Annotated in this window: 19 protein-coding genes; 4 read left to right on the top strand and 15 right to left on the bottom strand. The window is 65.1% G+C overall.

Going from position 1 to position 16,763, the window contains the following annotated elements:
* Positions 1 to 147 precede the first annotated feature (147 nt).
* Positions 148 to 501, bottom strand: coding sequence for a hypothetical protein (locus tag AB4Y44_RS34460; RefSeq protein WP_342922659.1), 354 nt, complete (start codon positions 499 to 501; stop codon positions 148 to 150).
* Between the two features lie 332 nt (positions 502 to 833).
* Between AB4Y44_RS34460 and AB4Y44_RS34465 the strand changes: the two genes are divergently transcribed.
* Complete coding sequence (locus AB4Y44_RS34465; RefSeq protein WP_368702037.1) at positions 834 to 1,391, top strand: response regulator; 558 nt, start codon at positions 834 to 836, stop codon at positions 1,389 to 1,391.
* A 93-nt stretch (positions 1,392 to 1,484) separates the two neighbouring features.
* Here the strand turns inward: AB4Y44_RS34465 and rpsU are convergent, their stop codons facing one another.
* The 5 genes from rpsU to AB4Y44_RS34490 form a co-directional block, all read right to left on the bottom strand.
* Positions 1,485 to 1,697, bottom strand: a complete 213-nt coding sequence (rpsU, locus tag AB4Y44_RS34470; RefSeq protein ID WP_342922661.1) for a 30S ribosomal protein S21 — start codon at positions 1,695 to 1,697, stop codon at positions 1,485 to 1,487.
* A gap of 104 nt (positions 1,698 to 1,801) precedes the next feature.
* On the bottom strand, positions 1,802 to 2,068 hold the full coding sequence (infA, locus tag AB4Y44_RS34475; RefSeq protein WP_342922662.1) for a translation initiation factor IF-1: 267 nt from the start codon (positions 2,066 to 2,068) through the stop codon (positions 1,802 to 1,804).
* A 513-nt stretch (positions 2,069 to 2,581) separates the two neighbouring features.
* The gene (locus AB4Y44_RS34480; protein ID WP_342922739.1) at positions 2,582 to 2,806 is read right to left on the bottom strand and encodes a hypothetical protein; all 225 of its coding nucleotides are present in this window, start codon (positions 2,804 to 2,806) and stop codon (positions 2,582 to 2,584) included.
* A gap of 277 nt (positions 2,807 to 3,083) precedes the next feature.
* Positions 3,084 to 3,287 carry a cold-shock protein gene (locus AB4Y44_RS34485; protein ID WP_368702038.1) on the bottom strand — a complete coding sequence of 68 codons (204 nt, stop codon included), beginning with the start codon at positions 3,285 to 3,287 and terminating at the stop codon, positions 3,084 to 3,086.
* 518 nt (positions 3,288 to 3,805) lie between these two features.
* Positions 3,806 to 4,702, bottom strand: coding sequence for a LysR family transcriptional regulator (locus AB4Y44_RS34490; RefSeq protein WP_342922664.1), 897 nt, complete (start codon positions 4,700 to 4,702; stop codon positions 3,806 to 3,808).
* Between the two features lie 84 nt (positions 4,703 to 4,786).
* On the opposite strand from AB4Y44_RS34490, the gene AB4Y44_RS34495 reads away from it, so the two are divergent.
* Positions 4,787 to 5,563, top strand: coding sequence for an NAD(P)H-dependent oxidoreductase (locus AB4Y44_RS34495; RefSeq protein WP_368702039.1), 777 nt, complete (start codon positions 4,787 to 4,789; stop codon positions 5,561 to 5,563).
* A 51-nt stretch (positions 5,564 to 5,614) separates the two neighbouring features.
* Here the strand turns inward: AB4Y44_RS34495 and AB4Y44_RS34500 are convergent, their stop codons facing one another.
* The 8 genes from AB4Y44_RS34500 to AB4Y44_RS34535 form a co-directional block, all read right to left on the bottom strand.
* Positions 5,615 to 5,944, bottom strand: a complete 330-nt coding sequence (locus tag AB4Y44_RS34500; protein WP_368702040.1) for a hypothetical protein — start codon at positions 5,942 to 5,944, stop codon at positions 5,615 to 5,617.
* 96 nt (positions 5,945 to 6,040) lie between these two features.
* Entirely contained in the window at positions 6,041 to 6,973 is a 933-nt protein-coding gene (locus AB4Y44_RS34505; RefSeq protein WP_342922740.1) for a hypothetical protein, read from the bottom strand.
* 133 nt (positions 6,974 to 7,106) lie between these two features.
* A complete protein-coding gene (locus AB4Y44_RS34510) occupies positions 7,107 to 7,487 on the bottom strand; it encodes a potassium channel family protein (protein ID WP_342922667.1) in 381 nt (126 codons plus the stop codon).
* The gene (locus AB4Y44_RS34515) at positions 7,484 to 8,524 is read right to left on the bottom strand and encodes a DUF2955 domain-containing protein (protein WP_342922668.1); all 1,041 of its coding nucleotides are present in this window, start codon (positions 8,522 to 8,524) and stop codon (positions 7,484 to 7,486) included. The genes AB4Y44_RS34510 and AB4Y44_RS34515 overlap by 4 nt, the downstream gene beginning before the upstream one ends.
* Positions 8,525 to 8,533: 9 nt before the next feature.
* A complete protein-coding gene (locus AB4Y44_RS34520; RefSeq protein WP_368702041.1) occupies positions 8,534 to 9,652 on the bottom strand; it encodes an HlyD family secretion protein in 1,119 nt (372 codons plus the stop codon).
* Positions 9,649 to 11,178, bottom strand: coding sequence for a TolC family protein (locus AB4Y44_RS34525; protein WP_368702056.1), 1,530 nt, complete (start codon positions 11,176 to 11,178; stop codon positions 9,649 to 9,651). The genes AB4Y44_RS34520 and AB4Y44_RS34525 overlap by 4 nt, the downstream gene beginning before the upstream one ends.
* Before the next feature lie 64 nt (positions 11,179 to 11,242).
* The gene (locus AB4Y44_RS34530; RefSeq protein ID WP_368702057.1) at positions 11,243 to 12,349 is read right to left on the bottom strand and encodes an AI-2E family transporter; all 1,107 of its coding nucleotides are present in this window, start codon (positions 12,347 to 12,349) and stop codon (positions 11,243 to 11,245) included.
* 336 nt (positions 12,350 to 12,685) lie between these two features.
* Positions 12,686 to 13,045: a hypothetical protein gene (locus tag AB4Y44_RS34535; protein WP_342922670.1), complete on the bottom strand. Its 360-nt coding sequence runs from the start codon at positions 13,043 to 13,045 to the stop codon at positions 12,686 to 12,688.
* A gap of 497 nt (positions 13,046 to 13,542) precedes the next feature.
* Here AB4Y44_RS34535 and AB4Y44_RS34540 point away from each other — a divergent pair, with 497 nt between their 5' ends.
* Both AB4Y44_RS34540 and AB4Y44_RS34545 read left to right on the top strand, forming a co-directional pair.
* Entirely contained in the window at positions 13,543 to 14,277 is a 735-nt protein-coding gene (locus tag AB4Y44_RS34540; protein WP_368702042.1) for a type IV pili methyl-accepting chemotaxis transducer N-terminal domain-containing protein, read from the top strand.
* Between the two features lie 23 nt (positions 14,278 to 14,300).
* Positions 14,301 to 15,695 carry an MFS transporter gene (locus AB4Y44_RS34545; protein WP_368702043.1) on the top strand — a complete coding sequence of 465 codons (1,395 nt, stop codon included), beginning with the start codon at positions 14,301 to 14,303 and terminating at the stop codon, positions 15,693 to 15,695.
* 57 nt (positions 15,696 to 15,752) lie between these two features.
* Here the strand turns inward: AB4Y44_RS34545 and cobA are convergent, their stop codons facing one another.
* Positions 15,753 to 16,547 carry a uroporphyrinogen-III C-methyltransferase gene (cobA, locus tag AB4Y44_RS34550; RefSeq protein ID WP_342922743.1) on the bottom strand — a complete coding sequence of 265 codons (795 nt, stop codon included), beginning with the start codon at positions 16,545 to 16,547 and terminating at the stop codon, positions 15,753 to 15,755.
* Between the last annotated feature and the right edge of the window lie 216 nt (positions 16,548 to 16,763).

The raw sequence follows: 16,763 nt of genomic DNA on the forward strand, positions 1-16,763 counted from the left end.
CCGGGTGTGGCACCGTCCACACCGTGCGGCTCTGGCAGTAATGCTAACCCGCGTTTGATTCCTCATGGCAGGCCAGCCGTCTACCTCGCGTGAAGTCATACTGCCTAGTGCGGCCGCCTGTTCGACGGGACGGCCGATTTCCGTTGTTCATGCCGTAGTGGCCTTGTGGGCCGCCGCAAAGACTTCACGAAGCGACGTCGTCCCCGCGATGTGCTCCGTACCCGCGACACCGAGATCCATCCAGCCCGCGTTGACGGCATCGAACATCGCTTCCGCGGGTCCGGTCTGTCCCTTCGGGACGCCGAACTGTTCGAACGCTGCAGGCCACCCGGCCCGCGGGATGGGAAAGGCCTTGACGTCGCGCTGCAAGACTTCGCCCAGATGGGCCGCGACTTCATCGGCGCTGATCATCGAGCCAAGCTCGACGACGCGATGCCCGGACCACGCCGGCCCGGTCAGCAGCGTCGCCGCCCCGGCGCCGATATCGTCGGTCGCGACCATGGTCGACTTCCGGGTCGTCGGGTTGTACTAGACGGGTAGCGTGCCGCCCTGGGCGACGTGCAGGCCGTAAAGGAAGTTTTCGAAAAACCCCCAGCGTCGAATATCGTCTGGCTCCGCTAGGCCAATCCCTGTTGGACCCAATGGCGGCCCTCATCGATTGGGCCGATCGTCGTTATCCCGACATCCATGCCGCGCGCGTGCGCTTTGACGGCGCATCCGGTGATGGCCCGCGCTAGATGGCCAGTCCGATGTGGGGTTGGCGGCGAAAGGCTGAAGCGGCCAGTTGATGTCCTGCTGTGCAGATGGCGCGGAAGGTCGGGCGGGAATGAAAAATGCTGCCCACCCAACCTTCGCAGTTGCACGCTGAAACAACGCGTGCTTTTGGCAAGACAAGCGAACCAGACCTTCGAATCGACAGCCAGACGCTAGTGCGTGCATTGGAAGCCGATGGTATGCACGTAAGGACACGCGAGTTGGCTTTTGCACCGATGGTTCAGGATCGTCCTGAAACGCAAAAGCAGGGGCGGTACGTGGCCAGGATATTGCTGGTAGAGGACGATTCGCGCATGCTCGATGCCCTGGTCTGGCTAATCGAGTCCGAAGGTCATCGGGTGGCTCAGGCACGTAATGGCGCAGAAGCGCTGGCGCTCGCGCGTTCGCAACCGCCAGAACTAGTCGTCACCGATTACATGATGCCTCTCATGAATGGTCTCGACCTGGCCAGAGCACTCGCCGACGACCCCCGGCTTTCGATGGTGCCGGTCGTGCTCATCTCGGCCATCGCGGAGCCGCCTGACCCGGGTGCATTTCGGGCCTTTCTGCGCAAGCCTTTCGCCGCGTCCCGGCTCCTCGACCTGATCAACAAGAGTGTCGTCCGGCCACACGACTAGCACCAGGACCGGCGTGCCATTTCCTGCCTTGCCTCGGCAGCCTCCCAGGCGGAGATCGAGCGGAGGTTACGCGGGATGCCCGGCAGTTCCCGGTCAGTACCGCTTTTTCGGCGGCAACGACCGTTTGATCTGCTTGCGCAGGCGTGCCACAGCAGCGGCCTTTTTGCGCTTGCGTACTGTGGTAGGTTTTTCATAGGCCGTCCGGGCACGAAGCTCCGGAATCAGGCCGGTGCGCTCGATCGCGCGACGGAAACGGCGTAACGCAACGTCCACGGGCTCGTCGGGTTTCAGAATTACGGTAGTCACTATTTTCCCTGGTTGAGATCCGCCAGCAATGGCGAATCGTGGTGTGGATGTGCACGCAACGGCGTCATAGGCAAGGTCACAGCCGACGGTCGCGTATCGCGCCATCAACGACGGCGAAATGCGGTTCTTTGCGTTGCGGGACCGCTTCGCTCATCCTTGTGCCGGAAATTGATTCGTCCTTTCGTCAGGTCGTACACCGAGAGTTCCAGCGTCACCCGGTCACCCGCAAGGATGCGAATGTGATTCTTGCGAATGCGACCGGACGCGTACGCTCCTACAACCACGCCATTGTCGAGCGTGACGCGGTAACGGCTGTCCGGCAGCACTTCGTCAACGATACCGTCGAGTTCCAGCAGTTCTTCTTTGGCCATTCAAGATTCCTGATCATTTGGCGGGACATGGATTCGGGCGCCGCATTGCACGAGACGTCGCGAGCGTTGATCGACAAGCGCTCGCGCGGCAATGGGGAGCATGAAAATTACTGGGCTGCCCTTGCGTCCCGGAAGTCATGGTCACCACCTTGTCCGGGCGGCGCATCAGGTACGCGAGGGGATGGGTCAGACGCGGCGGCTCGCAATACCGGACCGATGCGCGTCGGGGCGTGCAGTCCAGCGAGCACTGTTATCGCTGGACTATCAATCAAAGCAGGACTCGCGACTCACCAACACGCGTCTTGTCGGCGCTGTGCGAAGCGAACTAGTCGTGTATTGTAACCGAAGGCCGCTATCTATCCCGCCACGATCGGCGAGGCCACGGGAAATGGTGTCGTCAGCGACGCGTGCCGAAGATGCGCAGTTCGGCTTCCCGCGTGATGTTCGGGCGCGTTTGCTGCACCCGTCCTGGTGCTTCAGGTGCGTTGAGTGTTTCGAACGGTGGCGTCGTCTTTAGCCGCGCGTGTCGACCCAGTTGCGTGCCCACTGTGTCGAGTGCTGCAACGCTTGCTCTTCACTCTTGAAGTAATCGAGCGAATAGAACCAGTAGCGGCCTTCGGCTCGCTCGCCGTCGATGAGTTCGAGCAACAGGTTGGATGAAAAGCTGCCATCGGGCAAACGATGCGCCGAGGATTGGACGGCATAGCCGTTGTAATGTTGAATTTGTTTGTTCTGCATTTTAATTTTAATAATATTTGAGCGCGCACATGCCGTGCGAATAGCGCACGGGCGCGCCGATTCAAGGCCATTCGAGCCGAATTCTTCGGCAGTCGAAAAGCGATAAAGGGCGTTAAACCCTGAGGGGAGAATGAGGCGCAACGAGACGTATGGCGCTGGCACGCTGCTGAATAAACAGATGCCAATCAGGAGAAATCGCGCCAACTGAGGGAGACAAAGCTCCGCGAGGGTGTCGCTGCAACCCGGCGTCCGTCTGAGGAGGCCGGGCCCTTCAACTTTACAGCGGCTTGATGTTAGCCGCTTGCAGCCCCTTCGGGCCTTGCTTCGTTTCGTAGCTCACCTTCTGATTTTCAGTCAGCGTCTTGAAGCCTTCGCTCCTGATTTCGGAGAAGTGAGCGAACAGGTCGTCACCGCCCTTGTCCGGGGTGATGAAACCAAAGCCTTTGCTGTCGTTGAACCACTTAACGGTGCCGGTATCCATAAAGAATCCTTGAGAAAGAAATGCGGGAATTTGCTCTATTGAAGAGCGCGTGAAGCTTCAAGGAGGGAGAGGACAACGAATACCGCGGAGGAGCGAGCAATTGATGAACAGCAATCGAACTTCTTGAACTTCGAAACGAACGGTACCCCGCCGGATGGTCCGGCGTCAATACTTATCTTGTAACTGTTTCACCAGGCGCCCGTTGTGCAGGTGAAGCGATGTGGCCCTACCTTGCTGTGCCCCCTTGCCTGACATGGCATTGCGCACGGTGTTCGATATGTCCCGGAAACAGGCGCCTTCTTCCTGAAGCCTGCGCTTCAGCGTGCGCTCACTCGTCCGACAGCCCACCGCAAGTGCCATCATGCTCATGACCTACGCAAACCAGACCGTCTGGCGCGATATGCAGCCATTCCTCCCGCCTGAATTTCAATGGCGGGAGGGCCAGCAACCCGAAGAAGAATGGTGGAACTGGGAGGGTCATCGCATCCACCTCGACACGTATCGCAATCCGCAAGCAGTTACACAGCGAGGGCGATCTGCTCGCGCAGCCAGCGATGCGCGGGGTCGCGATGCGAGCGCTCGTGCCAGAGCATGCACATTTCGTAGCCGGGTACCTCGACAGGCGCTTCGACCACGCGCAGCGCCGCGCTGTCGCGCACGAGCCGCCACGGCAGCATCGCCACCAGGTCGCTGCGTTCGAGGACTGAAATGACGAAAAGGAAGTGCGGAACGGAGAGCACGACGCGCCGCGTGAGTCCGGCTTGTGAAAGCATTTCGTCGGTGATGCCGCGAAATCCGCCGCCATCGGGCGAGACGATGACGTGTTCGAGAGCGCAGAACTGCTTGATGCCCGGCCGGCGCTTCAGGCGCGGATGGTCCGCGCGTCCCGCGAGTACGTAGCGCTCGGTGAAGAGCGCGCGGCGGCGCAAGTTCTCGGGGGCGTCGCTGGTGGTATGGAACGCCAGATCGATTTCGCCCTGCGCAGCCTGCTTCGCAACGCGCGCAGGCGCGAGTTCGACCACGGCCAGGCGCGTATGCGGCGCGGCCTCGCGCAAGCCACGCAGCGCCGGCAGCGCGATGGTGGACTCGCCATAGTCGCTCGCGGCCACGCACCAGGTATCGCGGGCGCTGGCCGGATCGAACGGGCTCTCGGGCGCAATGGCGCGCTCGAGCGACTCGAGCGCCTCGCGCAGGGGCTCGCGCAAAGCCAGCGCGCGCGCCGTGGGCTGCATGCCGCGTGGGCCTGGCAGCAACAGTGGATCGCCCAATACCTCGCGCAGCCTCGCCAGATGCACGCTGACCGAGGGCTGCGAGAGGCTCAGGCGTCGCGCCGCGCGTGTGACGTTGTGCTCGGCGAGCAGCACGTCGAGCGTGACGAGCAGGTTGAGATCGAGACTGCGCAAATTAGCGGACATAATGGCTGGTATTTCCGTTATTCATTTCCAATATAGCAGCCGGACAACTAAGCTGGGTTCGTACCAGATCACGGAGCCCACCCCATGAATATCCTGCTCGTCTATGCACATCCCGAACCGAAGTCGCTCAACGGCGCGCTCAGAGATTTCACCGTGCGGCGTCTCGAGACGGCGGGTCACGCCGTTCAGGTGTCGGACCTCTATGCCATGAACTGGAAAGCGGCGCTCGACGCGCAGGACAGCGTCGAGCGCCGGAGCGACGCGCCGTTTGACCCGTCACTCGATTCGAAGCACGCTTTCGAGAACGGCCTCCAGGCCGGGGACATCGCGCAGGAGCAGGCGAAGCTCTTGTGGGCCGATACGCTTATCCTGCAGTTTCCGCTTTGGTGGTTCTCCATGCCGGCCATCCTCAAGGGCTGGGTGGAGCGTGTTTTCGCGTACGGCTTCGCCTATGGCGTGGGCGAGCACTCCGACCTGCGCTGGGGAGACCGCTACGGCGAAGGAACGCTGGCCGGCAAGCGCGCGATGCTCGTCGTGACGATGGGCGGCTGGGCGTCGCATTACGGGCCTCGGGGCGTGAACGGCCCGATCGACGACATTCTGTTCCCCATCCATCATGGCGTGCTCTATTACCCGGGCTACGACGTGCTGCCGCCGTTTCTCGTGTATCGCACGGGGCGCATGGACGAGGAGCGTTATGCGCAAACGCGCGACGCGCTCGGCACTCGCCTCGATGCGCTGGCGCAGACCGAACCGATCGCGTTTCGCAAGCAGAACGGCGGTGCGTATGAAATTCCCGCGCTCACGCTGCGTGAAGACGTCGCGCCGGAACGCACGGGGTTTGCCGCGCACGTTGCGTAAGCGGCTGGGCCGGCGCTTGCGGGCGCCGCGTGCGACTGGAAAACGATCCGTCTAGCGCCCCATGCGCCGGTCGTAGCTGCTCACGACCCGGTGTATCAGCGTGGGGTCGCGTGCGTCGGCGGTATCGAATTTCACGACCACGCTGCCGTCGGCTTGCTGACGCACGTTCGCCGTCACGGTGCCGCCGTCGAGCGTCCCCGCAATCGTGCCCGTGCCGGGGTCCTGCACGGTGATCGCGAGTCCCTCGTCGCGCATGGCGCCCGCCGCGGCGGCGAATGACCGGTCGTAGCTGGCGGGCGTCATGACCACGGTGCCGGGTGGCGCCGCGTAGTAGGGACATCCCGCCAATGACAGCAGGCAGGCACAAGCGCCGGCGAGCACGAGACGCCTCGATACGGAACCTGCTGTTGAACGTAATTGACGCTCACCTCTCGGACTCATCGTAATTCTCCTCACGCGCATCCATCGTTCGAATTCCTAGAAGCTGACCGCCAGGCCGAACGACACGCCGCGCACGTTGTGGCCAAACACATAGCGCACCATCGCGCGCGTACGGGTGATGATGACGGGATACGCGCTGCTGTCGAGTTCCAGGCCCACGCCCAGCGAAGTGAGTTCGTTGAAGCCGAGCACCCCGGCGCTGTCGCCGAAGTAATGCGAGTAGGCGAACTCCAGCACGTAGCGCACCGGCTTGTCCAGCGCGTGCCAGCCCGTTGGCGCGCGCCAGCGCGTCCAGAGGCTCACCTGCTGCGCCATGGCGGAACCCTGAACGGCTTCCGAACTCCCGCCGAAGCTGCGCAGATAGATATCGGTCGCGCGCAGTTCCGCATCGATCTCGTAGTTTTCGCGGTAGTGCTCATAGTCGAGCATAAGCGAGCCGCCGTAGCCATACGCGTCCAGATAGCCGTTATTGAGGAACTGGAGATTGCTGTCCGTGACATGGTTGAACAACGTTTGTCCGACGCGCAGATCGCTGGAAACACGTCCGATCGTGCCGTTGATGATTGGGCGAAACACGAGTTCGTTGGTGATGCGGAAGTCCCAGCCAAGCCCCACCGTGCCGCTGAAGGTATTCCACCTCGTGGGCACCGCCCGTGTTTCTGCGCCGTCGGTCGCGATGAACGTCGGGTCGTAGCGGCTATAAGCGAGCGTGCCTTCCATGTACAACGGAAACGTCCGGCTCAGCGTGAAGCCGCCGCCTAGCTGTGTCTGCCCGAAGCCCGGATTGCCGGTGGTGCCGTTGTTGATCGAAAGCGAGCTGGTGGTGACGTCCGGCACTGTTGTGTAGGTCATGATGGACAGCACGGCGTCCGCATGCTGCTTGATGTTGCCGCCTATCACGGTCTGGTTCGACAGCTGGCCCGGTACGTTCTGCGCGTGCGCTTGCCACGGCAGCACGGCGGCGAGCATCGCCGCTCCAGTTTTTACCAGTGCGATGCGAAGTTGCAGCCAACGGACGGTGGTGTTCGTCATGTTCGATCCTGCCGGGTCCCGATGCCCGATGGGGTCTGATTACACCTGCTCGAATATGCTTAAAGCCGTCTCACGCCCGATTGCGCGCATGGTGTGAGGCCTCCTGCACGCCTCGCACGGCGGCGGCGACGATCAGTCCGGTAAACACGAGGCCGATCAGTCCGAGCAGCACCGCGTCGATACGGCCGAACGTGGTGGTCGGCACGACATCGCCGTAACCGATCGTCAGTGCCGTGATCGCGCAGAAGTACACGGTCTCGCCCATCGGCGAAGGGGTGCGCTTCAGCGTCTCCACGGCGCCGCCGAAATAGAACATGCCAATCGTCAGGATAACGAATATCAGCAGCAGGCCGCCCAGAAGCAGGCGCATGTACCAGATGGTCCGGCCCGATTCCAGCAGGATTTCGCGTGCTTTCGGGGCATGGTCCGCGCTTGTAGACGCATTGTTCATGGCGTATTCCTCTTGAGCGCGGCACGCTGTGCGAAACGCTCGACTATCTGCAGCATCAGGCACGCGTAAGCGGTGACGGCAAGAAAGAGCGCCATGCGCACGGCGAATGCGCGGTACACGTCCTTGCCCGCCACGCTGTCCTGGACCGACTGACCCAGCAGAATGATCATGGTCACGAGGCTGTTCAGCCAGAAGCCGGGCGAGTAACGCGTGGGGCGGATGCGATAAAGCTTGCGCGCCACGAGCAGGCCGAACAGCAGCATCCAGAGATAGAACATCCAGATATTCACGAAGAGCCTGAGCGCAAACCAGAACGCGACGGCGAGCAGTCCGCCGAGCGCCGTGGAGCCGAGCAGCTCACGCGCCGCGCCGCGTGCCGACGTGGTGCAGGTTTGCCTGCCGAGGCTCACGGACTTCATGATGATCGGCATGTAGTTCGCGGGGTCGTTCATCGCCAGCAGCCAGGCGGGCATGACCACGAGCGCGGCCTGCAAGGCGATGCGCGACGCTGCGTCCGGCGGCAGGACGCGCGCGGCGGGTTTGGCGCCCGCACCCGCGGCGCCGGGCTCGGGAAAGAGCGCGTGACTCATGACCGAGACGAGCACGGCGAGCAGCAGTCCCTTGACGAGCGCGCCGACCACTGTGGCGGCGAGTTGCTGGTCGGCCACGCCTGCTGCGCTGATCATCGTGAGGCCGGCCGCGAGGAACGTCGCCACGAGATTGTTGCCGCCGCGCAGGCCGGCGCGAAACGCCAGGAAGAGACACAGGCCGACGAGCAGCACGCCCGCAAACGCGTAATAGCGCAACACGGGGACGAGCAGCAGGCCGCTGCCCGTCGTGAGCGCGACGACCAGGGCGAGCGCGAACGCCGCCTTGAGCGGCAGCGGCCGGTTTTGCGTCGCCAGCAGAAAGACGGCGAGCACCGGCGCGATCACCGGAACCGGAAAATCGAGTGCGAAGCTGATGGCAAGCGTGAGCGCCGTGCCCGTGGCAACGCGTAGCGCGCGGCGGCCGGGAATCGATGGGCTCGTTTGCATGGGCGCTGCTCAGTAGAGGAAGGAGAGCCAGCTCATCACGCGCAGGAACACGCGACCGAGCGGATTGAGCGGGTTGCCTGCGCTCGGAAACGCCATCACTTCGACCTGCCCGCCCACGCGGACGTTGCGCAGCCGTGCGCGCTCGTCGCTGTCGAACTCGACGATCACGGGAAAGCGTTGCGCGGGACGCAGCCAGTCGCGGCTGTTCTGCACGGTGGGCAGAGTGCCGGGCGGCGTGCTCTGCCCGACGCTCACGCCATAGCCGATGCTGCGGATGCGTCCCGCGAACACTTCGCCAGGCAGCGCGTCCAGCGCGATGGCGACGGGCGTGCCCGCATGCAGGCGGCCCAGATTGTTCTCCGTCATGTCCGCGCTGACCCAGACATCGTGGATGGCGATGAGCGTCATGACCGGATTGCCCGCGGCCGCGAACTGGCCGACTTCGGTGCGCAAGTCGGTGATGACGCCGGCCGAGCGCGCGCGAATGCGCGTGTTGGCGAGATCGAGTTCGGCCTTTTCGAGCGCGGCCGCAGCGCTGCGCAACTGGGCGTTCTCCGCCTCGTTGCCGCCTTGCTGTTCGCGTGCGCGTTCGACCTCGGCCCGGGCCGCTTCGACCTGGCTTTGCGCCTGCTCGTGCGGGGCGCGCGCCACTTCGAGCCGCCGCAGCGAGACCGTGCCCTCGTCTTCGCGGTACAGCCGTTCGAGCCGGTCGCTGTCCTGGCGCGCCTTGACCTCGTTGGCGAGCGCCGCGCGCAATGACGCTTGCGCCGAATCGATACCTGCCGTGCTCGCACCGATCTGCCGGCGTGTGGATTCGAGGTCGGCGCGCGCGCGGTCGGCAGCAATGCGGTATTGCTCGCCGTCGATTTCGAACAGCACGTCGCCCGCGCCGACCTCCTGGTTGTTGTGCACGAGCACGCGCGTCACGCGGCCCGACACTTCCGCCGCAACGGGCACGACGTAGGCCGCGATGCGCGCCTGCTGCGTATAAGGCGTGAAGCGATCGGCGAGCAGGTACCAGATCAGGCTGACGACGATCAGGACGACGATCCACTTGAGCGCCTTGCCCGAGGAGTCGGGAGCGGGCGGCGCCTCGCGCGGGCTCGAAGGTTCGGACGCGCTGCTCATCGTGTCGGCCCCTCCGGTTGATTGCCAGGGTTCTGCGCGGCAGCGGGCGACGCCGGTTCGTCGAGCAGGTCGCCCCAGTCCGTGCGTCGCTGCATCTGGGCACGGGTCACCGGATCGATGAGCGGCTGGTCCAGCTCCCAGCCGCCGTCCACGGCCTTGTACAGCGCAATCAGGCTGCTCACGGCGTTGCCGCGATTGACGACGAACGCGTCCTGCTGCGCGGAGAGCGCGCGCTGCGCGTCGAGCACGCGCTGGAAGTCCGAGTACCCTTCGCGGTAGATCGTATTGGCGAGCGTGAGCGAGCGCTGTGCCGCGCCTTGCGCGTCGTGCAGGATCGTATCGCGCTGCAGTGCCGCGTTGAGCGCCGTTGCGGCGTCGTCGGCCTCGCGCGCCGCGTCGCGCACGGTGTCCTGATACGCGACGATCAATTGCTGCAGGCGGGCGTCCTGCACGCGCACGTTGTTCGTGATGAGGCCGTGATCGAACAGGTTCCATGTGATGCTCGGCCCGCCCGCCACGCCAAGCGTGCTCGGCGCGCCCGCAAGCGAACTGGCGCTCCAGGCGAGCGAGCCGACCAGCGAAATGGACGGATACAGATCGGCCTTCGCCACGCCGATCAACGCCGACTGCGCGGCCATCTGCTGCTCCGCGGCGCGCACGTCCGGCCGGCGCAGCAACAGCCTCGCGGGCACATCCTGCAGCACGGCGCGGTCGATGAGCGGGACGAAGCCTGCCTTGGCCGGCTGCACGTCGAGTTCCGGCAGCGGGCCGGGCGGGCGCCCGAGCAGCACGCTAAGCGCGTGACGCGCGACCGCGATCTGGCTTTCGAATACCGGAATGCTGCTCAGCGTGCCGAGATACTGGGTTTTCGCTTGCTGGAGATCGAGCTCGTCGGTTTCGCCGCTCTTGAATAGCTTCTGCGTGATCTCGTAGCTGCGCTTTTGCAGCTGCGCGTTTTCACGCGCAATGCGCAGGCGCGCTTCGGTCGTGCGCAGCGTGAAATAGGTGTCCGCGACCTGCGCGTGAATGAGCACGAGCGCGTCTTCGCGGTTGTCCCGGGCGGCGAAGAACGAGGCGTCGGCCGATTCGATCGCGCGGCTGAAGCGCCCCCAGAAGTCCAGTTCCCAGCCGATGCTGAAGCCAAGCCCGTATTGAAAGTACGCACCCGAACGCGGGTCGAAACCGTCGTGGCGCTTGCGCGCCGAGGCCAGCACGTCGGCGTTGGCCTGCTGCACCTGCGGGTAACGTCCCGCGAGCGCGATGCCGAGCTGGGCGCGCGCCTCGATCACGCGCAACGCGGCGATCTTCAGGTCGCCGTTGTTCGCGTCGGCCGCGGCAATCAGCTGCTCGAGATTTTCGTCGCCGAATACGCGCCACCATTGCCGCGCGTCGGGTTGCGCGTTGGCTGGTGCCGCGATCGACGTGACCTGCTCGATCGACGCGCTGCTCCAGTGCTCGCTCCAGCTTTCGCGTTGGGGCTGAAAGTCGGGGCCCACGCGCATGCAGGCGCCCAGCAGCGTGCTCAGGCAGCAGGCGCCGAGCGGGAGCCAGTAAGGGCGCTCGCAGAAGATCACCGGGCGGCCTCGCGGCTCAAGCCTGCTGTTCTTCTCGTGCGCGTTCGGATTGCGGCTGGTCTTTCACCCAGCGCCAGAACAGTTGGTAGCCGACGGCGAGCATCACCGGACCGATGAACAGGCCGATCACGCCGCCCGTGACCATGCCGCCAATCGCGCCGATCAGCACCACGGGCATCGGCACCGCCACGCCGCGGCCAAGCAACAGCGGCTTGAGCACGTTGTCGGCGAGACCGGCAACGAACTCGTACACGGAGAACACGATGGTCGCCGTGCTCACGCCCTGCGTCATGATCACGAAGATGATGACGGGCACGGTGATGAGCGTGGCGGGCAGCTGCATGATGCCGATCAGCAGCACGGCCAGCGCGAGCAGGCCAGCGCCGGGAATGCCCATCACGATGAAGCCGACGCCGATCAACACCATCTGGATGAACGCGATGCCCACCACGCCCTGGGCGACGGCGCGAATCGTGGCGGTGCAAAGGTCGGCGATCTGCGGGCCGTTTTCCGGGCCGGAAACGCGCGACGCGATCTGCACCGTGCTGCGATAGCCCGTCTCGCCGTGGGCCATGAGAATGCCTGCAATGATCAGGGCTACGAAGAAAATCAGCAGCGCGGCGCCGAGGCCGGTGATCGTGCCGAGCAGCGCGAGGCCGGCCGCCTTCAGTTGCGGCGCGAACCGCTGCACGAGCCCGGTGATGTCGGTCGATGCCTGCATCCAGAAGTCGTATACGCGCTGACCGACGATTGGCCAGTGAGCGATCGAGTCGGCGGGAGGCGGGATATGAAACGTGCCGCCCTTCGCGACGCTCATGGCATGCTCGATCGAATCGGCCACGGCGACACCGAGCAGCCACGTGGGCGCGAGGATCACGGCGAACGCCGCGAGAATGATGAGCGTGGCGATGAGTCCATCCTTGTGAGGGAAGCTGCGTTGCAGCTTCATTTGCAGCGGATATAGCGTGACCGCGAGAATCACGGACCAGACCATGAGGTCGAGGAACGGGGCAAAGATGCGAAAGCAAAACATTGCCAGGACGGCAATGAGCGCGGCGCGGATCAGGACATCGAGCAAATCCCGGGACTGCGCCTTCGGCGTTGATGTAGTGGGCAGCAGCATCGTCTGTGTCTCCTCGCAGGCCTCGGCGCGCAACCCAGACACGCCCAGGCTCCTATCGCGTTCCGGCGAGGACCGCCGGAACTCCAGGTAGTACGAGAAACTGTGCGCCGACGTTGCGCTTCTTCCTGGCGTGACCCCGTGACAGGGAGCACAACTCCATGATGTTTGCAGTCGCCTGTGAGTGGTGCGGCGCGCGTCGTCGAATTGAGTCTATTACACGCACTGAAAAGGGACAATGAACGCGCGGCCCGCCTTGCGCCAGCGAGAAAGGTGGTTAGCCGTGCGCTGAAAATGGCATCGTGCGCGGGCTGCGATTCTGATTCTTATTTGCAGGCTTCAATGTCCCGGACCACTCGAAGGCATGCAACTGAGAATGAGCCGATCGCCCTGGCCCGCACCGGGAGCCAGCGCAGCGTTGTGGAATTCATGACCGCCGCAGCGCCACTCGGCGAGATAGTCGTTGCGACAGCTGCCCGACTGCGCGGCGACCACCGACACCGGATAGCTGCAGGTTCGCAAACCGTCGCAGCGCGCGGCGAGATCGCGCGTGACATTGCCGCGTGGCGCGCCGCAGTTGCTGCCGTAGGTGCCCGAGACGATGACGATCGTCGCTTCATTCGCGGCGCCCGCCGCCGACGAGATAACGAGGCCGACGGCGCTCCACGCGAGTGCGAGGGCGATTGCGGCTGGCTTCATGATGCACCTCCCAGGCCGACGTTGCGCATGCGCGCTGGCGCGGCCCAACCATCCATGTTTACAGAGTAGTGCGGTCGCGCCGCAGGGCAAGACGGTGCCCGGCGATGGTGCGGGGCTACGCTGCAGTGCACCAGCAGCAGTCACCTGAAGCACGCGATTGGTGGCGCGCAACCGGTCATCGTTTCGCGGGCTACGCGCCCTGCGTGAACCGTGAAACCCGCGCCAGCCGGGCGTTGCGCGGGGCGCGCGAGCCGCCTGCGGATCGGGTGGCACATCTATTGCTTTACCGCCAGCGGGGCCAATGACGGCTCCAACGAATTGCATCATCGTCCCGCCATGCGCGGGAACAGTCGATCGTGCGGGGCAACGGCGTCCCGAAGCGGCACTCCACGGCACAGCGTGCGTGGTGGGTGCGCTTCGGGACGCTTTTTTTTATGCGCGTCGCGCAATCGCCGTGGTCTGACTAACCCTTGGCGGCGCGATTTGCACAACTAAAGATGACCATGCGGGAAACGATACCTGACATCTCTGCGGAAATCGTCGGCGAGCTCATCAATCTGGCCGGGCGTCAGCGCATGCTCTCGCAGCGCGTGGTCCTGCATGCGCTGCTCGGCTTGCGCGGCGACGCCGCCGCGCTCGTCGTCGCGCGCGAATGCCTCGATACGTTTGCGGCCTCGCACGCACGGCTGGTGGAGGGCGACGACCATTTTCCCGGCGTGTTCTCGACGGCGTTGCGCGAACTCTATTTCGGCGCACGCAAGGCCGACGAGCGCATTCGTGCGTTCACGCAGCTCGCCGCGCACGCATGCGCGTGCCTCGAGCGCTCAGTTCACGCCGGGGCGGCCGATAGCGGGTGCGAGGCCGCCGTGACGGAACTCACCGCTGCCGCCACGCCGCTGCTCGACCTGCTGCAGGCGCTGACCCAGGCGTACCAGGACGAATTGCGCAGCGTGGAAGCCGCGGCGGCGAAGCGCCAGGCCGTCATCGTCGATGAACTCGCCGCCATTTCGCTGCGCGCGAACATCGTCGCGCTCAATGCACGGGTGGCGGCCGCCCGCGCCGGCCAGTTCGGCCGCGAATTCGCGGTGATCACGGCGGAGCTGGCGCACGTGATAGGTGAAATGGACCGGCTCGTGCAGGGCGTGGTCGGCAAGCCCGAACCGCGCAACAGCGCGCCCGAAAGACATTCCGGATTCCGAAATCAACGGATGCATGCCCGCCTGGCGGGTTGAGATCCACTACTGGAGAGAACCTCGTGAAAGACCTGGTAAGTTCGCTCAAGAGCGGTAACTGGCGCGCGCTGATCGCGTGTTTCCTGTATTTCGACACCGGCTTCACGGTGTGGGTGATGTTCGGGCCGCTCGCGCCTTTCATCCAGAAGGACATTGCGATGACGCCGGCCGAACTGGGCCTGCTCGTGGCCGTGCCCGTGCTCGGCGCGGCGATTCTGCGCGTGACGCTCGGCAATCTCTATCAGGCCTACGACGGCCGCCGTGTCGCGCTGATGGGCATCGCGCTTTCCGCCATCCCCGCCGCCGTGCTGCTGATGCTGCCGGGCACGCCGTCCTATACCTTGCTGCTCGTGCTCGGCGTGCTGCTCGGCGTGGGCGGCGCGAGCTTCGCCGTGGCTCTGCCCATGGCGGGCAGCAACTATCCGCCGAAGGTGCAGGGCCTCGTGCTCGGCCTCGCCGCGGCCGGCAATATCGGCGCGGTGCTCGATGGCTTCCTCTTTCCGGGCCTCGCCAGCCACTATGGATGGGCGCGCGCCACGGGCGCGGCGCTGCCGCTGCTCGCGCTCGCCGCGACGGCCGTGACCTTCTGGGCCCGCGACCTCGGCCAGAAGTCCGGCAGCGCGCCGCAGGCATTGCGCTCGTTCGGCATCACGCTCGCCGGCTTGATCGCGCTCGTGCTGGCCGTGCATGCCGGCTTGTTCGGCGCGGGCAAGACCGGCGTGCTGCTGTTGCCGGTGCTGGGCGCGCTGCTCGCCATAGGCGTGTTGCCGCGCCACTACCGCGCGGTGCTGACCGAAGGCGACACGTGGGTCGTGATGCTCGTGTACAGCATCACGTTCGGCGGCTTCGTCGGCATGTCGTCCTACGTCTCGACGCTGCTGATTTCGCTCTACCAGGTGCCTAAGCTCGAAGCCGGCGTGGTGATGTCGCTGCTCGCGCTGACCGGCGCGATGGTGCGCCCGCTCGGCGGCCTGATCGCGGATCGCATCTCGGGCGTGCGAGCACTCGTGGTGCTGCTTGCCGCGATCTCGGTGTGCGACTTCGCGTTCGCGCTGTGGATGCCGCCGTTCGCCGCCGGCATTGCGCTGCTCGCGTTCACCTACGTGTTCTTCGGTCTCGGCAACGGCGCGACGTTCCAGCTCGTGCCGCGCCGCTGGCAGGGCCGCACCGGGCTGATGTCGGGCATCATCGGCGCGGCTGGGGGAATCGGCGGCTTCTATCTGCCGGTCATCATGGGCATTGCCAAGGAGAGCACCGGCAGCTACCAGATGGGCTTCGCGACGTTCGGCGTGATCGCGGCGGCTGCATTCGGACTCGTGGTGCTGCATCGCGCGCGCTGGCTCGAATGGGCGCTGCCCCAGGAGCCGGCGATGGCGCCGGCCGTCGTGCAGGGCGCTCAGGCGAGCGCAAGCAACTAAAGACCTAAGTGGTGAGCAGGATGCGGCCCGCGCGCAAGCGACGGGCCGCTAACGCGTTTACGCGCGGCGACGCAGGTGCTCCACACCCGCTTCGCGCGAATTCACGCCGAACGACGCAGGCGAAATGGCGAACGAAGCCGCCTCGCCAATCGCGTTGCCCACGAGGATGATGGCGGGGCTGCCAAGGCCTGCTGCACGCGCGTGCGCCGCGATCGTGCCGAGCGTGCCCGTAACGCGCCGCTCGTTCGCGCTGCCCGCCCACTGCACCACGGCGGCGGGCGTCGCCGTGGGCAGCGCGCCCACGAGCGTTGCGCACAGCGACTCGATGCGGCTCATGCCCATATAGATGGCGAGCGTCATGCCCGTCGCGGCGAGCGCCTGCCAGTCCGGTTCGCTGTGGTCGCGCAAGTGCGCGGTCACGAAGATCACGCCCTGGCAATGGTCGCGATGCGTGAGCGACACGCCGAGTCCCGCGGCTGCCGCGAACGCCGAAGACACGCCGTTCACGATCTCCACCGTCACGCCCGCATGGCGCAGAGCCGCGAGTTCTTCCCCGGCGCGGCCGAACAGCAGCGCGTCGCCGCCTTTCACGCGCACCACGTGCGAGCCGCGGCGCGCGTAGCGCTGCATCAGCCGCTCGATGAAGGCCTGCGGGGTGGAGCGGCAGCCGCCTCGCTTGCCCACGCGGATCACGCGGGCCTGCGGCGCGAGCGTGACGATTTCCGGATTCACGAGGTCGTCGAGCAGCACGACGTCGGCGCTTGCGAGCACCTTCGCCGCCTTCAGGGTAAGCAGGTCGAGATCGCCCGGACCTGCGCTCACCAGTGTGACCTTGCCTTCGTTGCCCGTCATCATCGTCGTCTTCCTTTGTATTGCGCGCACCCACGTGAGGAGCGCCATAAAACAAATGGCGTCCGCTCGCCGCTTGCGACGAGGGGACGCCATTGTCCGGTGTGTTCGAATCGAGGCGCGAAGCGCGGCCCCAGGTTGCATGCCCGGCAACGCTGCCGGGCACTCAGACTCACGCAAGTTCCAGACCAACTCGCGCGCGCTCGCGCCGCCCGCCCT

Source organism: Paraburkholderia sp. BR10937, from assembly GCF_040965695.1.
Classification (GTDB): domain Bacteria; phylum Pseudomonadota; class Gammaproteobacteria; order Burkholderiales; family Burkholderiaceae; genus Paraburkholderia.

Bases quoted from the DNA above. Each gene is read 5' to 3' on its own strand.
- cobA (WP_342922743.1), bottom strand. From the start codon at position 16,547: ATGACGGGCAACGAAGGCAAGGTCACACTGGTGAGCGCAGGTCCGGGC.
- AB4Y44_RS34485 (WP_368702038.1), bottom strand. From the start codon at position 3,287: ATGGATACCGGCACCGTTAAGTGGTTCAACGACAGCAAAGGCTTTGGT.
- AB4Y44_RS34495 (WP_368702039.1), top strand. From the start codon at position 4,787: ATGAATATCCTGCTCGTCTATGCACATCCCGAACCGAAGTCGCTCAAC.
- AB4Y44_RS34530 (WP_368702057.1), bottom strand. From the start codon at position 12,349: ATGCTGCTGCCCACTACATCAACGCCGAAGGCGCAGTCCCGGGATTTG.
- AB4Y44_RS34540 (WP_368702042.1), top strand. From the start codon at position 13,543: ATGACCATGCGGGAAACGATACCTGACATCTCTGCGGAAATCGTCGGC.
- AB4Y44_RS34460 (WP_342922659.1), bottom strand. From the start codon at position 501: ATGGTCGCGACCGACGATATCGGCGCCGGGGCGGCGACGCTGCTGACC.
- AB4Y44_RS34505 (WP_342922740.1), bottom strand. From the start codon at position 6,973: ATGCTCGCCGCCGTGCTGCCGTGGCAAGCGCACGCGCAGAACGTACCG.
- AB4Y44_RS34465 (WP_368702037.1), top strand. From the start codon at position 834: ATGCTGCCCACCCAACCTTCGCAGTTGCACGCTGAAACAACGCGTGCT.
- infA (WP_342922662.1), bottom strand. From the start codon at position 2,068: ATGGCCAAAGAAGAACTGCTGGAACTCGACGGTATCGTTGACGAAGTG.
- AB4Y44_RS34490 (WP_342922664.1), bottom strand. From the start codon at position 4,702: ATGTCCGCTAATTTGCGCAGTCTCGATCTCAACCTGCTCGTCACGCTC.
- AB4Y44_RS34535 (WP_342922670.1), bottom strand. From the start codon at position 13,045: ATGAAGCCAGCCGCAATCGCCCTCGCACTCGCGTGGAGCGCCGTCGGC.
- AB4Y44_RS34480 (WP_342922739.1), bottom strand. From the start codon at position 2,806: ATGCAGAACAAACAAATTCAACATTACAACGGCTATGCCGTCCAATCC.
- AB4Y44_RS34510 (WP_342922667.1), bottom strand. From the start codon at position 7,487: ATGAACAATGCGTCTACAAGCGCGGACCATGCCCCGAAAGCACGCGAA.
- AB4Y44_RS34515 (WP_342922668.1), bottom strand. From the start codon at position 8,524: ATGCAAACGAGCCCATCGATTCCCGGCCGCCGCGCGCTACGCGTTGCC.
- AB4Y44_RS34520 (WP_368702041.1), bottom strand. From the start codon at position 9,652: ATGAGCAGCGCGTCCGAACCTTCGAGCCCGCGCGAGGCGCCGCCCGCT.